This is a genomic window from Candidatus Saccharimonadales bacterium (assembly GCA_039928925.1).
GTDB lineage: Bacteria > Patescibacteriota > Saccharimonadia > Saccharimonadales > Saccharimonadaceae > UBA6022.
Map to the genome: position 1 here is coordinate 1 of JBDSSF010000004.1, position 13,904 is coordinate 13,904.

Below are 13,904 nucleotides of genomic sequence, written 5' to 3' on the forward strand. Positions count from 1 at the left end.
GCTTTCTAGGCATGACTACTGGTGTGATTGTTAATGAAGCATCTTTTGTTTATGACAAGAATTTTGATAATGAAGAGCATACTGATCCTCGCATGCGTAAGCTACGTCCTGTCACTCGTAAGGAAGCCTATGCAGCTGATATCACGTATGGTACCAACAACGAATTTGGATTTGATTATCTGCGTGACAACATGGTGAATGAAGTTGATCTTCTTCGTCAGCGTGACCTTCACTTTGCTATCGTAGATGAAGTCGACTCGATTCTTATTGATGAAGCACGAACGCCATTGATTATTAGCGCGCCAGCAGCTGAAAACCCAGAGAGCTATTATCAATTTAGTAAAATTGCTGCGAAATTGACAGAAGAAGACTACACTCTTGACGAAAAACGACGTAGTGTTGCGTTGACTGATGAAGGTGTTGAAAAAGTACAGAAGATGCTTGGTATAAAAAACTTATACACTCCTGATTATGTCCGCTCTGTCTATCATATGGATCAGTCTCTTCGTGCACAAGCGTTATTTAAAAGGGATAAAGATTACGTCGTAACAACCGAAGGCGAAGTTATTATTGTTGATGAGCACACGGGTCGTTTGATGCAAGGGCGCCGTTACAATGAGGGTCTTCACCAGGCAATTGAAGCTAAAGAAGGTGTTCCAGTTCTTCAGGAGAGCATGACGCTTGCTACAGTATCATTTCAAAACTATTTCCGCCTATATAGTAAGTTGTCGGGTATGACAGGAACGGCATTTACTGAAGCTGAAGAATTCCAACAAATTTACAGCCTTGATGTTATTCAAATTCCATCAAATAAGCCAATTCGTCGTAACGATCATCAGGATTTAATCTTCAAAACCGAAAAAGGGAAGCTTAAAGCAGTAGCCGATGCAATTAAGCAGTACCACAAAGATGGTCGTCCAGTTTTAGTCGGATCAGCATCAATTGCAAAGAATGAACTTATCGCAGCATGGCTTGATAAAGAAAATGTTCCATACGAACTATTAAATGCAAAAAATAACGAACGTGAAGCAGCTATTATAGAAAAAGCAGGTGAGAAAGGCGCAATTACTCTTGCGACAAATATCGCCGGTCGTGGTACAGACATTAAACTCGGCAAAGGTGTAGTTAAACTTGGCGGTCTAGTCGTCATCGGTTCTGAACGCCACGAGTCTCGTCGTATCGATAACCAGCTTCGTGGTCGTGGTGGCCGTCAAGGTGATCCAGGTGAAACACAATTCTATGTTTCAACTGAAGACGATCTTATGCGTATTTTTCAAGGTGAGCGTATCGCAAGCCTTATGGACCGTCTAGGTGTCGACGAAGACCAGCCAATTCAAAACAGTGCCGTCAGTAAGACACTTGAAGCTGCGCAAAAGCGAGTCGAAGGATACAACTTTGATACTCGTAAAAATGTCGTGCAGTATGACAACGTCATTAACCGACACCGTAGGGTTGTGTATGTGATTCGTCGCAAGATCTTAGAAGGTGATGATATTCGTCCAGAAATCGAGAGGCTTTTAGAGGCCAAGATTCGTGAATTAACGCTTCTTCCAGCTAAGAATAATCCTAACTTTGCTGAAAACTTCGGAAGTGTCTTCCCGCTAAGTGATAAGAAAATTAAATCGATTGGTCTTGAGAAGAAAGATAAGCTACGTTTTGAGCTTGCACAAAAAGAAGTCGAAACATTGTATAAGGCAAAAGAACAAGAACTGACGAGTGAAGTTATTCGTAAGGTTGAACGCGAAGTTTATTTACAAGTACTTGACACTCTTTGGATGCAACACCTTGAAAATATGCAACATCTTCGTGAAGGTATTCATTGGCGTAGTGTTGGTCAGCGTGACCCATTAGTCGAATACCGATCAGAATCACAAAATTTGTTTGAAAGTCTTCAAGCGACACTTCGTGATGAAGTACTTCGTGCGGTTTTCCATGTTCACAAGCATGATGTGGTCGCAAGTGAAGAGGAAGATCATGACACTGAATTAACTCGTCTTGCAGAACATTCTGTCGAACGCGGTGTTAACGAAATAACTAGTGGTGAAGTGAGTCGTGATGGCGATTTCAAAACAAAGAAGGCAAAGACCGTTGGTGAGGTTCAAAAAGTAAAAAATGATGCACGTAAGAAAAAGAAAAGTCAGCGCCAAAATCGTAAAAAGAACCGTAATTAATCCTTCAAGAAAAGTAAACGAGAATATATGCAACACACCACAACAGAGGTACGTTTAAAAAACGGCGCACGAGGCTTACTCATAGACATACCAGGCGCAACAGTTATGAGTTTTCAGTTCCAGTTCCGAGCGGGCAATCGATACGTCAAATCACCAGACATTTATGAGACAGCTCATATCATGGAGCATATGGCGTTTGGTGCTAATGCCAGATTTAAGACCGAGCATGATTATGAAGCTGAATTTACAAAAAACGGTGCTTACCATAATGCATACACAAGTGATTTGTCTATGGTTTACGTAGCTGATTGTGCTGATTTTGAATGGGAAAGAATTTTTGATCTACAGCGTGTTGCTATATGCCAACCAAAGTTTAACAAGAGTGAGCTTGAGGCTGAAAAAGGTAATGTTCGCAGTGAATTAACAGGATATTTGAATAATCACAACCGGGTGTTATGGCCAAAAGTACAGCAAGTGCTCGGTGAAGATATACTAACGTTTCCGCAGCGTCTAAAGACAATTCAGAATGTTACACTCGCAGATATCAAGCGACATCACTTAGAAACACATACTGCAACAAATATGAGGTTTGTGATCGCGGGCAAGCTAACTGGGCGAAAAGCCGAGATTCAACGTCAACTAGAGGAGTGGGAGTTACTTCCAGGTTCACGGTTTGATGTGCCTAAAGATGAACTCTCACTTGCAAAGCCCGTACTTATTCGTCGTAAGGAAGCATCAAACCTGACATTTGGTTGGTCAATGGTGTTACCTCGTGAGTTAACAGATGAAGAGTCAGACGCAATGGATTGTCTTGACCATATTTTAACTGGAACGATGCACTCACGTATGTATGGTGCAGCTCGTAAAAAAGGTCTTGCATACGGTATGTTCAGTGATACGTCGGTTGGATTCCATGATAGTAGCTGGGACTTTGGTGGACAGGTGAATCTTGAAACAGCGGATGAACTATTTGATATCATTGTTCGAGAAATGAAACATGTTCTTGATGGTAAGATTACAGAAGACGAGATAAATGCAGCTAAGTCCTATGCACTCGGTAGGCATCAGATGGGAGCTCAAACTGTTTCTCAAATCAGTAATTTTTATACTGGTCGTTATTTTGCTGACGATGTCGTAAAAGACTATGAAAAAGTGCCCGATTCAATCAACAAGACCTCTCGAGACTGCATGATCTCAACTGCACGCGAGTTCATTCAGCATAACGCATGGGTACTTGCTGGTGTTACGAGTGGCGAAAAGAGTGATCTGAACGAATTAAACGCTAAACTCGAAACTTTGTTTGAAACGCGCTAAACTAAAACAATGAAGATAGCAATCGCTGGATACGGAGTTGAGGGCAAAGTAAACTATCTTTACTTTCGTGAAAAAGGTGAAATCACAATCGTTGATGAGCAACTCGATATTGATGATATTCCTGAAGGTGTTGATACAATTCTAGGAAACGGATGCTTTTCGAAGTTAGAGGATTTTGATTTGGTTATACGAACGGCAAGTTTGGCTCCAAATAAGATTGTTACGAATGGTAAAGTTTGGTCGGCAACAAACGAGTTTTTCGCCGGCTGTCCAGCGAGAATTATTGGTGTTACAGGGACGAAAGGAAAGGGTACGACGTGCAGTCTCATTGCTGGCATGCTACGTTCGGCAGGTAAGACAGTACATCTTGTCGGGAATATCGGCATACCAGCGCTAAGCGTACTACCACATATCACATCAAATGATATTGTTGTTTTTGAATTGAGCAGTTTTCAATTATGGGATATTAAAAAGTCACCTGATGTAGCAGTAGTACTTATGGTTGAACCAGATCATTTGAATGTTCATGCCGACTTTGAAGATTATGTGTCTGCTAAAGCTAACATTGCAAGGTTCCAGCGTGCTACAGATTCTATTATCTATCATCCAACAAATGAAAATAGCGCAAAAATCGCAAATTTATCATTAGCGGATATAAAAAAGCGATATCTAACCCCAGAAGCTGCTCATATTGAAAATAACGAGATCATTATTAATGAACAAAGTATTTGTTCGGTCAAAGATGTTGCTTTGCTTGGAGAATATAATCTTCAAAATATATGCGCTGCCATAAGTGCGGCATGGATTTTTACTCAAAACCAAGCTGCAGTTTCTCAAACAGTCCATGATTTCAAAGGTCTCGAGCATAGACTTGAATATGTTGGAACTAAGCAGGGCATTAAATTTTATAATGATAGTTTTTCATCTGCACCAACGGCAACGATCGCAGCAATTACTGCATTTAATGATCCAGTAGTCCTAATCGTTGGAGGATTTGACAGGGGTTTAGATTTAACTCCTTTAGCTGAAAAAATATGTCAAACATCCGTAGTCAAAAAGGTAATTATCATTGGTCAAGTTAAGGAAAAATTAGCTAAAATTTTGAATGATCTGAACTACGACAGGTATGAGGTGACTTCTGAAACTGAGATGCCAAGTATAGTTAGTGAGGCAGTTAAGGCAGCTTCAAGCGGCGATGTTATTCTATTGAGTCCTGGATGTGCCAGTTTTGATATGTATAAAAACTTTGTGCATAGGGGGCTGCTTTTCAAACAAGCGATAGGAGCATTAGATGAATAAGTTTATCTTTGAAGAGTACTATTTTGACCGCACAACGTTGACGGCAACCTTTTCTTACAGATTTCAGGCAGGTATGTATTTCAAGGAAAGTATTACATTTAAGAATGCTATCGAATATAACGAGGAACTATTAGATAGAGTATTATTTCTCAGTTTTATGTTAGTTGGAACATCATACTATAAGCTTTTTCCGAGTTCAGAGATAGAGATTCAAACAGGTTCTCTTGACGATTGGCAAGTAAATTTTTTTAGCCATGTATATCAAGAAGGCCTAAGCCAATTTGCTTATGAAAATGGATTAACGCGTAATGATTTGGCACAATTCCACTCTTCTGCAACTGAGCTGCCTGAAGTCATCAACTTTGATGGTGAGGGTATAATCGCACTTCAGAGTGGCGGTAAGGACTCATTACTCACTGCGTCGTTACTGACAGGCATGCACCAAGCATTTAGCCCATGGTATGTTTCGTATTCTGAGCATCATCCCTTGGTGCTTGATACGCTAGGAAGCTCTTTGAACATTGCAGAGCGCCATTTGGACAAAGAAATGTTGAAAAGTGGAGCTAAAAATGGTGGCCTTAATGGACACGTTCCTGTTACGTATATAGTAATGTCATTTGCGCTAATTGAAGCTGTGTTAATCGGTAAGAATAAGATTCTTGTGTCTATTGGTCATGAGGGCGAAGAGCCTCACGGTTGGATAGGTGATTTACCAGTAAACCATCAATGGTCTAAAACATGGCCCGCGGAAAAAGCGTTCTCAGACTATGTTAAACGCTATATATCACCAGATATTGGTGTTGCATCGCCACTTCGAAGTTATAGCGAACTTAAGATTGCTGAACTATTTGTAAAAAATGCTTGGTATAAATTTGGCCATAAATTCAGTTCCTGTAATCGTGCTAATTATGCGCAGGGGAGCGATAATACAGCCTTGAATTGGTGTGGTGAATGTCCAAAATGTGCTAATTCTTTCTTGCTCTTTGCTCCATTTCTGCCAGCAGAAGAGCTAAAAAGTATATTTAATGGTCAAGATTTATTCAATAAACCACAATTACGAGATACGTTCAAGGGTCTTCTTGGTATCGACGGAGCTATGAAGCCATTTGAGTGCATAGGAGAGATCAGTGAGCTACGTTTTGCATATCATAAAGCACAAGCTACTGGAGACTACGACGGATTACCATTCGAAGTTCCGGTAGCAGAATTTAATTATGATCAGATTTACCCTCATCAAGAATGGGCAAGTCAACTTCTTGGTCAGCCTCTGTAACAGGTGAGCAGTGTTACAATAGATATAACATGCAGCCTCTAGAGAAAAGAATCAATCATTTACAACTGGAAGTAGATAATGCCTACGAACGTTTGAAAATAGCTAGTAAACAACGCGAAGCTCTTGATATAGAAACTGAGCTATCTGCGCCTGAAATTTGGAATAATCCCGCATACGCACAAGATAAGAGTAAGCAGTTGTCAGCACTTAATTCGATGACTGAGCCTTGGATAACTTTAAAAACACAGATTACAGACATTATGGAGTTAATTGAGCTTGGTGACGACTCTCTGCTGCCTGAGTTTGATGTTCAAATAGGGGCACTTGAAGCTGAGTTTGCCGCACGACGTAAGGAACTACTCTTTAATGGTGAGTATGATGATCATAATGCGATTATTCGCCTAAGTGCTGGAGCTGGGGGTACAGATGCGCAGGATTGGACGCAAATGCTCGAGCGCATGTATCTCCGTTGGGCAGAAAAATCTAGACTCACCTCAACCTTAATTGAACGTTCAAATGGAGAAGAGGCTGGTATAAAATCTAGTGTTATAGAGATCAGCGGTCCCTATGCGTATGGCAAGCTTAAAAGTGAGCACGGGGTTCACCGCTTAGTTCGTCTTAGCCCGTTTAATAGTGATAATTTGAGACAAACGAGTTTTGCACTTGTTGAGATACTACCGCAAATTGATCAACCTGATGAAGTTCAAATTGAAGATAAAGATTTAAGAATTGATGTTTATCGTGCCGGCGGACATGGTGGCCAATCTGTTAATACGACTGATTCAGCTGTACGTATTACGCATCTTCCAACAAATATTGTTGTGGCAATTCAAAATGAAAGATCACAGTTACAGAATCGTGAAACGGCAATGAAAATTTTGCGATCAAAACTAGCTCAACTCCAACTGGAACAACATGCTGAAAACATCACCGATCTACAAGCAGGTGAGTCTGCTAGCTGGGGCAGCCAGATCCGAAACTACGTTCTTCACCCCTATACAATGGTGAAAGATACCAGAACAAAATATGAAGATCGAGACACAAGTGGGGTTCTTGACGGCAAGCTTGATGGCTTCATGGAAGCATATCTTGAAAGACCTCTGTAATTGACGAATGTATATAAGTATAGTATAATCATACATATTAGTAAAAGAACGGCGCTGCCGTTTTTTGTTATACTGTACATTTAAAATAAGTAGATATGAGGCTCCAACCGGACCTCTACACATCCTATTCATAGGAGCCATGACATGTTCGAATATTTCTCAGATCGAGCGCGCCGGGTCATCGTGCTATCCCAAGACGAGTCCCGTTCGCTTGGCCACAACTACATTGGGGTGGAGCACGTGCTACTTGGCCTTATTCGTGAGAACGAAGCAAAGCGAGGCGCTAATACTGGTGTTGCGGCTATGACCTTGAAGGCCATGGGTATTGACCTTACTGCACTTCGACTCCAAGTTGGAGGTGCTGTCAAACGAGGCACGTCCGTGCCATCTGGACACATTACGTTCACTGACGAGGTCAGGAACATGCTCATTTTGAGCCAAGAAGAAGCAAAAGTGATGCACCATGATTATACTGGTACTGAGCATCTTCTACTCGGCCTCATTGGGCAGGGAGGTGTCAACTCAGCTGTCTTCACAACGATGGGTATCGAGCTCAATGCTGTTCGTAATAAGGTAATTGAATTGCTTGATTACCCTGTTCGATCCTCTGACAGATCCTCATTCGCACGTCTCAATGAGATTTTCGAACAGAGAAGAGGGCAACGACTCAGAAAAAGCGACATTGCGGATATCAAAGCTATCGCACTGGAGCTATCGCGACGAATATGACTCACGTGGATAGGATTTCCCAAAATGCAGCTGATGGTTCGGTTGCATTTTGGGCTATCCCAAGAACTTCATACCTGCTTATTTTACCACTCCTATGGTCCTTCGCTTATGCTATAATAAGTCAAGTAATGATTCTTTTAGATAGGGTAACTAAAACGTACGGTAAAGACATGAAACCGGCCATTAACCGAGTTAGTTTGCATGTCGAACCAAAAGAATTTGTCATACTTGTGGGGACATCAGGGGCTGGAAAGTCTACGCTTTTGAGATTACTAACACGCGAAGAGAAACCAACTAGCGGCAAAATTGTCGTAGGTGGTATCGACTACGACACGTTAAAGGATAAGCATATCCCATTGCTTCGACGTAAAATAGGTGTTGTGTTTCAAGATTTTAAACTCCTTCCACAACGTACAGTTTATGAAAACGTGGCTTTCGCACTCGAAATTGCAGGTATGACTGGAAGAGAAATCCGATCAACTGTACCAAAAGTTATCGAACTAGTCGGCTTAACAGGCAAAGAGAAGAATTTTCCACATCAGCTATCAGGTGGTGAACGCCAACGTGTTGCGATTGCGCGTGCGGTAGTTCGTCAGCCAAAGATTTTAATTGCTGACGAGCCAACTGGTAATTTGGATCCGCGCCACAGCTGGGATATCGTACGACTACTTGAGAAAATTAACAAATATGGAACAACAGTTCTCCTTACGACACATAATGTTGAAATTGTGAATCGCTTAAAGCGACGAGTCGTTACACTGGATCACGGCAAGATTACAAGTGATCAAGCAGAAGGGAGCTACAGACAGTAATCATGGGATCTAAACGTAAGCTAGACGCTAGATCATTTGCGCAACAGAAACGCAAACGTCGCCAGTGGCTGACGTTTGTTCGCATGTGTCGCTATGGTATTAATAACTTCAGTCGTAATGCTTGGCTTACTGTCGCTGCAACTGCGGTGATGACCATAACTCTTTTAATTGTCTTTATGACTATGGCCGCTCGTCAGACATTAGTTGACACTGTTGATCAAATTAAAGAAAAAGTTGACATGTCTATTTATCTCAAAAGCGACACTTCCGATTCTGATGCGAATACCATTAAATCTCAATTGCAGAAATTATCATCAGTTCGACGAGTAACATTTATTAGTGCAGAACAGGCTAGGACTGATAATGCAAATAACAATAAAGATAATATTGATGTACTTAACGCTATAAAAGAAGCTACCAATAAGCTACCAAGTACTCTTCGTATTAACCTTAATGACATTAATGATACTAGCCAACTTGATAATTTTGTTAAGATGAATAAAGATCTTAAAGATCACATCGATCCAAATCGTCCGCCATCATTCGCGGGTGAAAGGCGAGATGCAATTCAAAATATCGGTAGATGGGTTGGATTTGCTGAAAAAATTGGTTTAGGTGCAAGCGCACTCTTTGTCATCATTTCATCACTCATAGTCTTTAATACGATACGTATGGCAATCTTCAATCGCAAAGAAGAGATTCAGATGATGAAGCTTATTGGTGCTGACCGTAGCTTCATCCGTGGTCCATTTGTCGTAGAGGCAATTGTCTATGGTTTTATTGCTGCAATTACCGCAACTGTGCTTGGTATGGTCATTTTGTATACCTCAAGCGAAAAACTGTTAAGTTATGGCGTTGTCATTCAGCCAACAATAGATTTTGCTACAACCTATATTGGTCTCGTACTACTTGCTATGATTATCCTGGGTGCTATTATTGGAGTTCTTTCATCCTTGTTTGCAACACGTAAATATTTAAAGATTTAACGAAGGTGAATAGATTGACATTATATAAAGCTTATGCTAAAATCAAATTAATGAAACAGCGGTCCGCCACACCAGTTTCGATCTCTCTTCCGACAAAGATTTCTCTTGTCGCAGTTGCTATCTTAATGGCAGCAGCAGGACCTCTTGCTATGACTCAAAAAACGTATGCAGATAAGTACGATGATCAGATTAATTCAATTCAAAATGATATTAATCAGTACGAGGCTCAAGCTGCAATTCTTCGTGGTCAAGCTGACACGTTACAACAGAAGCTTACTTCACTTTCAATTGAGAAGGCGCAAATTCAAGCACAAGTTGACATCAGTCAAGCACAATACGATCAATTGATCGCGAAAATTGTTCAAACTGAAAAGGATATCAAAAGTAATCAAGATGGTCTAGGCGAGATAATCGCAAATATGTATGTTGATGACTCTATTTCACCTCTTGAAATGCTTGCAAGTAGTAAAAACATTGGTGACTACGTCGATAAGCAGGAGTTTAGAACTGTTATTCGGGATCAACTTAGCACAACGATTGATTCTATTAAAAAGTTGAAAACTGACCTTGAGACACAAAAGGCTGATGTTACGAAAGTTCTCGCTAATCAGAAGAACTCACGTGATGCACTCGCGGCTAAAGAAGCTGAACAGCAAGCACTCGTTGACCAAACGAGAGGTCAGGAAGCAGCGTACCAACAACTTTCAGCTCAACAACATGCGAAACAGGATCAGATTCGTCAGCAGCAGCAGGCTGCAATCGCTGCGGCGATCGCTTCAAGTGGCGGTAGTACACTAATTGCAGGTGGTGCTGCTCCAGATTACCCATGGAATAGTGGTAACTGTCCTATGACTGGCTACTACTCTCTAGGTGGTGCAGATGGTAATGGCGGTGATGGCAAAGGCTACGGTTGTCGTCAATGTGCTAGTTATGCTGCGTGGCGTGTTGCTCGTGAAACAGGGTTGTATCCGATAAACTGGGGTAATGCGACTAACTTCCCAGCAAGTGCACGTGCTTCTGGATTTAGCACCGGCTATTCACCTCGAGTTGGATCACTTGCGGTTATGCATGCTGGTACAGGTCCAGAAGGACATGTAGCTTGGGTTGAGGCCGTGAACGGTGATGGTACTCTTATCGTCAGCCAATACAACTACAACTATGGGGCTGGGTGGGGTATGTATAGTAAGATGCAACTATCAGCAAGTATTTTCCAAGAATACGTCTATATCAAATAAATATTAACTGCAGTTAAAAATACATAGCGCATCACAAGAGTGGTGCGCTATAATCATAAGAGTTATTTAGATAGAAATAGGGGCTAACGTGCACGTAAACCAGGATATCGTAGAAGCAAAGTCACGCGAACATGGCGTATCAAAATCGACACTTTTCATTGCAATTGCACTTACTGCAGTCATTGGATTTATCGGAGGAACAAGAAGCGACGAAATTATTGGTGCAGTCGGACCTGTACTGGGTCTTAAGGTAGCGACTGGAAAAGTCGATCTAAGTTCTGTTCAGGCGACATACCAACAACTAAAGTTACATTTTGATGGTACACTCGATGATAAAAAATTAATAGAAGGTGCAAGCCGTGGACTAGTTGCAGCGGCGGGGGATCAATACACTGTATATATGAATGCCCAAGAAGCTTCTGACTTTGACAAAGAGCTTACTGGTGACATCGGTGCTGGTGTAGGGGCTGAAATAGGAGTTAAAGACGGCCATCCGTATGTTATCCGTGTCCTTGCGGATAATCCAGCTGAGAAGGCAGGGGTGCATGCTGGTGATGTTATAATCACCGTCAATGATGAGGCTACGAGCGGCTGGACATCTGATAAGACAGCGACGAAAATTCGTGGTGACGCAGGGACGACAGTTAAGCTAACTGTGCAGCGAGGTGCTGAATCGAAAGAATTCACGCTCACGAGGGCAAAAGTAAACAATCCAAGTGTTAGTTCAACTATTGATAATAACATTGGCATTATGACCATTACGCGTTTTGATGAGCAGACAGGTGACGAGGCACGACGTGCAGCACAGTCATTTAAACAGGCCGGTGTGAAGGGTGTCATTCTTGATCTTCGTGGTAATGGGGGTGGTTACGTAACTGCCGCTCAGGATGTGGCCGGGCTGTGGCTAAATGATAAAGTTGTCGTAAGCGAAAGAACGAATGGTAAAGTTACAGATGAACTACGATCTGGCAGTAACGCGATCCTAGAGGGTCTTCCGACAGCCGTAGTCGTTAATGGCGGAAGCGCCAGTGCCAGCGAAATAGTCTCAGGTGCGTTACAAGACAATAAGGCCGCTACATTAGTTGGGGACAAGACGTTTGGCAAGGGAACCGTACAGCAAATTATAGATTTTGCAAATGGTACTAGGCTAAAAGTTACTGTCGGCAGGTGGTATACACCAAACGGTAAGAATATTACAAAAGAAGGCATCATGCCAAATACAAGTGTCTCGCTTACGCAGGCGGACAGCGATGCGGGCCGTGACCCGCAGCTTGATGCCGCTAAAGCGGTAGTCACGAAGTAGCACCGCTTGTGCTTTTTGTGATAAGTATGTAGTATAAGGATATATATGGACGAAAAGAAAAAGATTTTACTCGTAGAAGATGACGTGGCATTGGCTGCGGTATATAAGTCCCGACTAGAGTTGGAAGGATTTATCATTCAAGAAGTCAATAACGGCGAGGAAGCGTTATCTGCAGCGGTATCATTCAGGCCTGACTTGATTTTACTCGATGCAATGATGCCGAAAATTAGTGGTTTCGATGTACTAGATATTCTACGTAATACACCAGAAACAACTAATATCCGCGTCATCATGCTTACCGCTCTTAGTCAGACGAAGGACAAAGAGCGTGCTGAGTCGCTTGGGGTTGACGATTATCTTGTTAAGTCACAGGTTGTTATCGGTGATGTAGTTGCTCGAGTGAAATTTCATCTTGGCATAACAGTTTAAGTTTTTTAAATTCTAAATTATATACAGCTCCCTTCGAGGAGCTGTATTGACTTATTAGTATAAGTATGATATTATTTGTTTATAAAAGAATAACATAAACATGTCTGAAAAATTATACATTACACCAGAACCAGGCAAGACAGTACTTGTCGAAAATCCAGAAACAAATGTTATTTCTGTTGAAAATATGACAGGTAGATCTTACTCTCCAACGAATAATGGAGGTGACTATCTCATTGAAGTTGGCACTCCATATGAAAGAAATAAAGGCGCTATATTGTCTGTTGACGCTGCTCATGAAATGTCACACGAGCTTTTAACTGATGCCTATCAAGCGCATTTAGCCGAACAACTAAGTGGCTTATCTGGAAAAGAGCCTTTCTATCTTCCACCTGAGCACGTTCGTTCCATGAGAATGAATCTTGGAAATGGAAAGGTACTTGACTACAATCACATCGGCTATATAAAACGTTCAAATGGAGATAGAGGTTCTATTATTCAGCATACTGACGAGAATGGTCGTCTTCATACCGAGAAGGCTGAACTGTTATTTGCAGATCCTATGTATGAATACATTGATGATATTGAAATAACTCGATCACGAAAAATCGGCTTATCAGTTTTAGATAAAGTTAAAGTAGAAGCTCCATCTACACATGAAATTGCAAAAAATCCTCGACTTCAAAAACTATTTGAACCATTTGTACGTTCAGACAATTCTCGAGAAAAACAAATTCAATATGATAGATTCGTTGATGAAGATACAAAACTAATAGCAGAAGATCGACTTAAGAGAACAGTCATGTACGAGGATGGTCTGAGGGCTATCCTGGAGAGTCACGCACACTCCGAAATTACAGCATCTACGGTTGATGCGCTCCGCGAGGATGCTAATTTACGATATGAAGTAGGAGTGTACTTTATAGATAAGATAAATAGACTTGTAAAATCTGACGGTGCAATAAAGGAATATGGATTTGGTGATAGGATTATACGTAACGGCCAAAAAAATCCGAATGCTCGTACTATTCCCGTTCCTATAACTAGTCGAGAGTGGTCGGCTGCGTTGGCCCTATCGATGATAGACGGCACGTTTAATGGTCTTCATGGTGGTAAGAACGATACTGTTGAATATAATGACAATAACCAAGCAATTCAAGGTCAGCACCGAGATGCTGCCTACACATTACTACAAACTAGATAGCAAATAAATAACTCCGCCACAAAAGCGGAGTTATTATAGAGAT

At 41.4% G+C, this 13,904-nt stretch carries 12 protein-coding genes; all 12 read left to right on the forward strand.

Annotated elements, in window-relative coordinates:
• Positions 1-2,171: preprotein translocase subunit SecA (locus ABIS22_04070; GenBank protein ID MEO7741060.1), on the forward strand; the 2,171-nt coding region annotated here is incomplete at its 5' end.
• A 27-nt stretch (positions 2,172-2,198) separates the two neighbouring features.
• Entirely contained in the window at positions 2,199-3,485 is a 1,287-nt protein-coding gene (locus tag ABIS22_04075) for a pitrilysin family protein (GenBank protein ID MEO7741061.1), read from the forward strand.
• Positions 3,486-3,494: 9 nt separating this feature from the next.
• A complete protein-coding gene (gene murD / locus ABIS22_04080; protein MEO7741062.1) occupies positions 3,495-4,784 on the forward strand; it encodes a UDP-N-acetylmuramoyl-L-alanine--D-glutamate ligase in 1,290 nt (429 codons plus the stop codon).
• The gene (locus ABIS22_04085; GenBank protein ID MEO7741063.1) at positions 4,777-6,057 is read left to right on the forward strand and encodes a hypothetical protein; all 1,281 of its coding nucleotides are present in this window, start codon (positions 4,777-4,779) and stop codon (positions 6,055-6,057) included. Before murD ends, ABIS22_04085 begins: the two co-directional genes overlap by 8 nt.
• A 29-nt stretch (positions 6,058-6,086) precedes the next feature.
• Positions 6,087-7,163 carry a peptide chain release factor 2 gene (gene prfB / locus ABIS22_04090; GenBank protein MEO7741064.1) on the forward strand — a complete coding sequence of 359 codons (1,077 nt, stop codon included), beginning with the start codon at positions 6,087-6,089 and terminating at the stop codon, positions 7,161-7,163.
• Between the two features lie 144 nt (positions 7,164-7,307).
• Positions 7,308-7,892, forward strand: a complete 585-nt coding sequence (locus tag ABIS22_04095; protein ID MEO7741065.1) for a Clp protease N-terminal domain-containing protein — start codon at positions 7,308-7,310, stop codon at positions 7,890-7,892.
• The gene (ftsE, locus tag ABIS22_04100) at positions 7,889-8,704 is read left to right on the forward strand and encodes a cell division ATP-binding protein FtsE (GenBank protein ID MEO7741066.1); all 816 of its coding nucleotides are present in this window, start codon (positions 7,889-7,891) and stop codon (positions 8,702-8,704) included. Before ABIS22_04095 ends, ftsE begins: the two co-directional genes overlap by 4 nt.
• Positions 8,705-8,706: 2 nt before the next feature.
• The gene (locus ABIS22_04105) at positions 8,707-9,690 is read left to right on the forward strand and encodes a permease-like cell division protein FtsX (GenBank protein ID MEO7741067.1); all 984 of its coding nucleotides are present in this window, start codon (positions 8,707-8,709) and stop codon (positions 9,688-9,690) included.
• Between the two features lie 50 nt (positions 9,691-9,740).
• The gene (locus ABIS22_04110) at positions 9,741-10,925 is read left to right on the forward strand and encodes a CHAP domain-containing protein (GenBank protein ID MEO7741068.1); all 1,185 of its coding nucleotides are present in this window, start codon (positions 9,741-9,743) and stop codon (positions 10,923-10,925) included.
• A gap of 88 nt (positions 10,926-11,013) precedes the next feature.
• Positions 11,014-12,228 carry a S41 family peptidase gene (locus ABIS22_04115; GenBank protein ID MEO7741069.1) on the forward strand — a complete coding sequence of 405 codons (1,215 nt, stop codon included), beginning with the start codon at positions 11,014-11,016 and terminating at the stop codon, positions 12,226-12,228.
• 45 nt (positions 12,229-12,273) lie between these two features.
• The gene (locus ABIS22_04120; protein ID MEO7741070.1) at positions 12,274-12,657 is read left to right on the forward strand and encodes a response regulator; all 384 of its coding nucleotides are present in this window, start codon (positions 12,274-12,276) and stop codon (positions 12,655-12,657) included.
• A gap of 100 nt (positions 12,658-12,757) precedes the next feature.
• Entirely contained in the window at positions 12,758-13,861 is a 1,104-nt protein-coding gene (locus ABIS22_04125; GenBank protein ID MEO7741071.1) for a hypothetical protein, read from the forward strand.
• Positions 13,862-13,904: the final 43 nt, after the last annotated feature.

Excerpts from the sequence above, each read along its gene's own strand:
- ABIS22_04085 (MEO7741063.1), top strand. The coding sequence starts at position 4,777 with ATGAATAAGTTTATCTTTGAAGAGTACTATTTTGACCGCACAACGTTG.
- ABIS22_04110 (MEO7741068.1), top strand. The coding sequence starts at position 9,741 with ATGAAACAGCGGTCCGCCACACCAGTTTCGATCTCTCTTCCGACAAAG.
- murD (MEO7741062.1), top strand. The coding sequence starts at position 3,495 with ATGAAGATAGCAATCGCTGGATACGGAGTTGAGGGCAAAGTAAACTAT.
- ABIS22_04075 (MEO7741061.1), top strand. The coding sequence starts at position 2,199 with ATGCAACACACCACAACAGAGGTACGTTTAAAAAACGGCGCACGAGGC.
- ABIS22_04105 (MEO7741067.1), top strand. The coding sequence starts at position 8,707 with ATGGGATCTAAACGTAAGCTAGACGCTAGATCATTTGCGCAACAGAAA.
- ABIS22_04125 (MEO7741071.1), top strand. The coding sequence starts at position 12,758 with ATGTCTGAAAAATTATACATTACACCAGAACCAGGCAAGACAGTACTT.
- prfB (MEO7741064.1), top strand. The coding sequence starts at position 6,087 with ATGCAGCCTCTAGAGAAAAGAATCAATCATTTACAACTGGAAGTAGAT.
- ABIS22_04120 (MEO7741070.1), top strand. The coding sequence starts at position 12,274 with ATGGACGAAAAGAAAAAGATTTTACTCGTAGAAGATGACGTGGCATTG.
- ABIS22_04095 (MEO7741065.1), top strand. The coding sequence starts at position 7,308 with ATGTTCGAATATTTCTCAGATCGAGCGCGCCGGGTCATCGTGCTATCC.
- ftsE (MEO7741066.1), top strand. The coding sequence starts at position 7,889 with ATGACTCACGTGGATAGGATTTCCCAAAATGCAGCTGATGGTTCGGTT.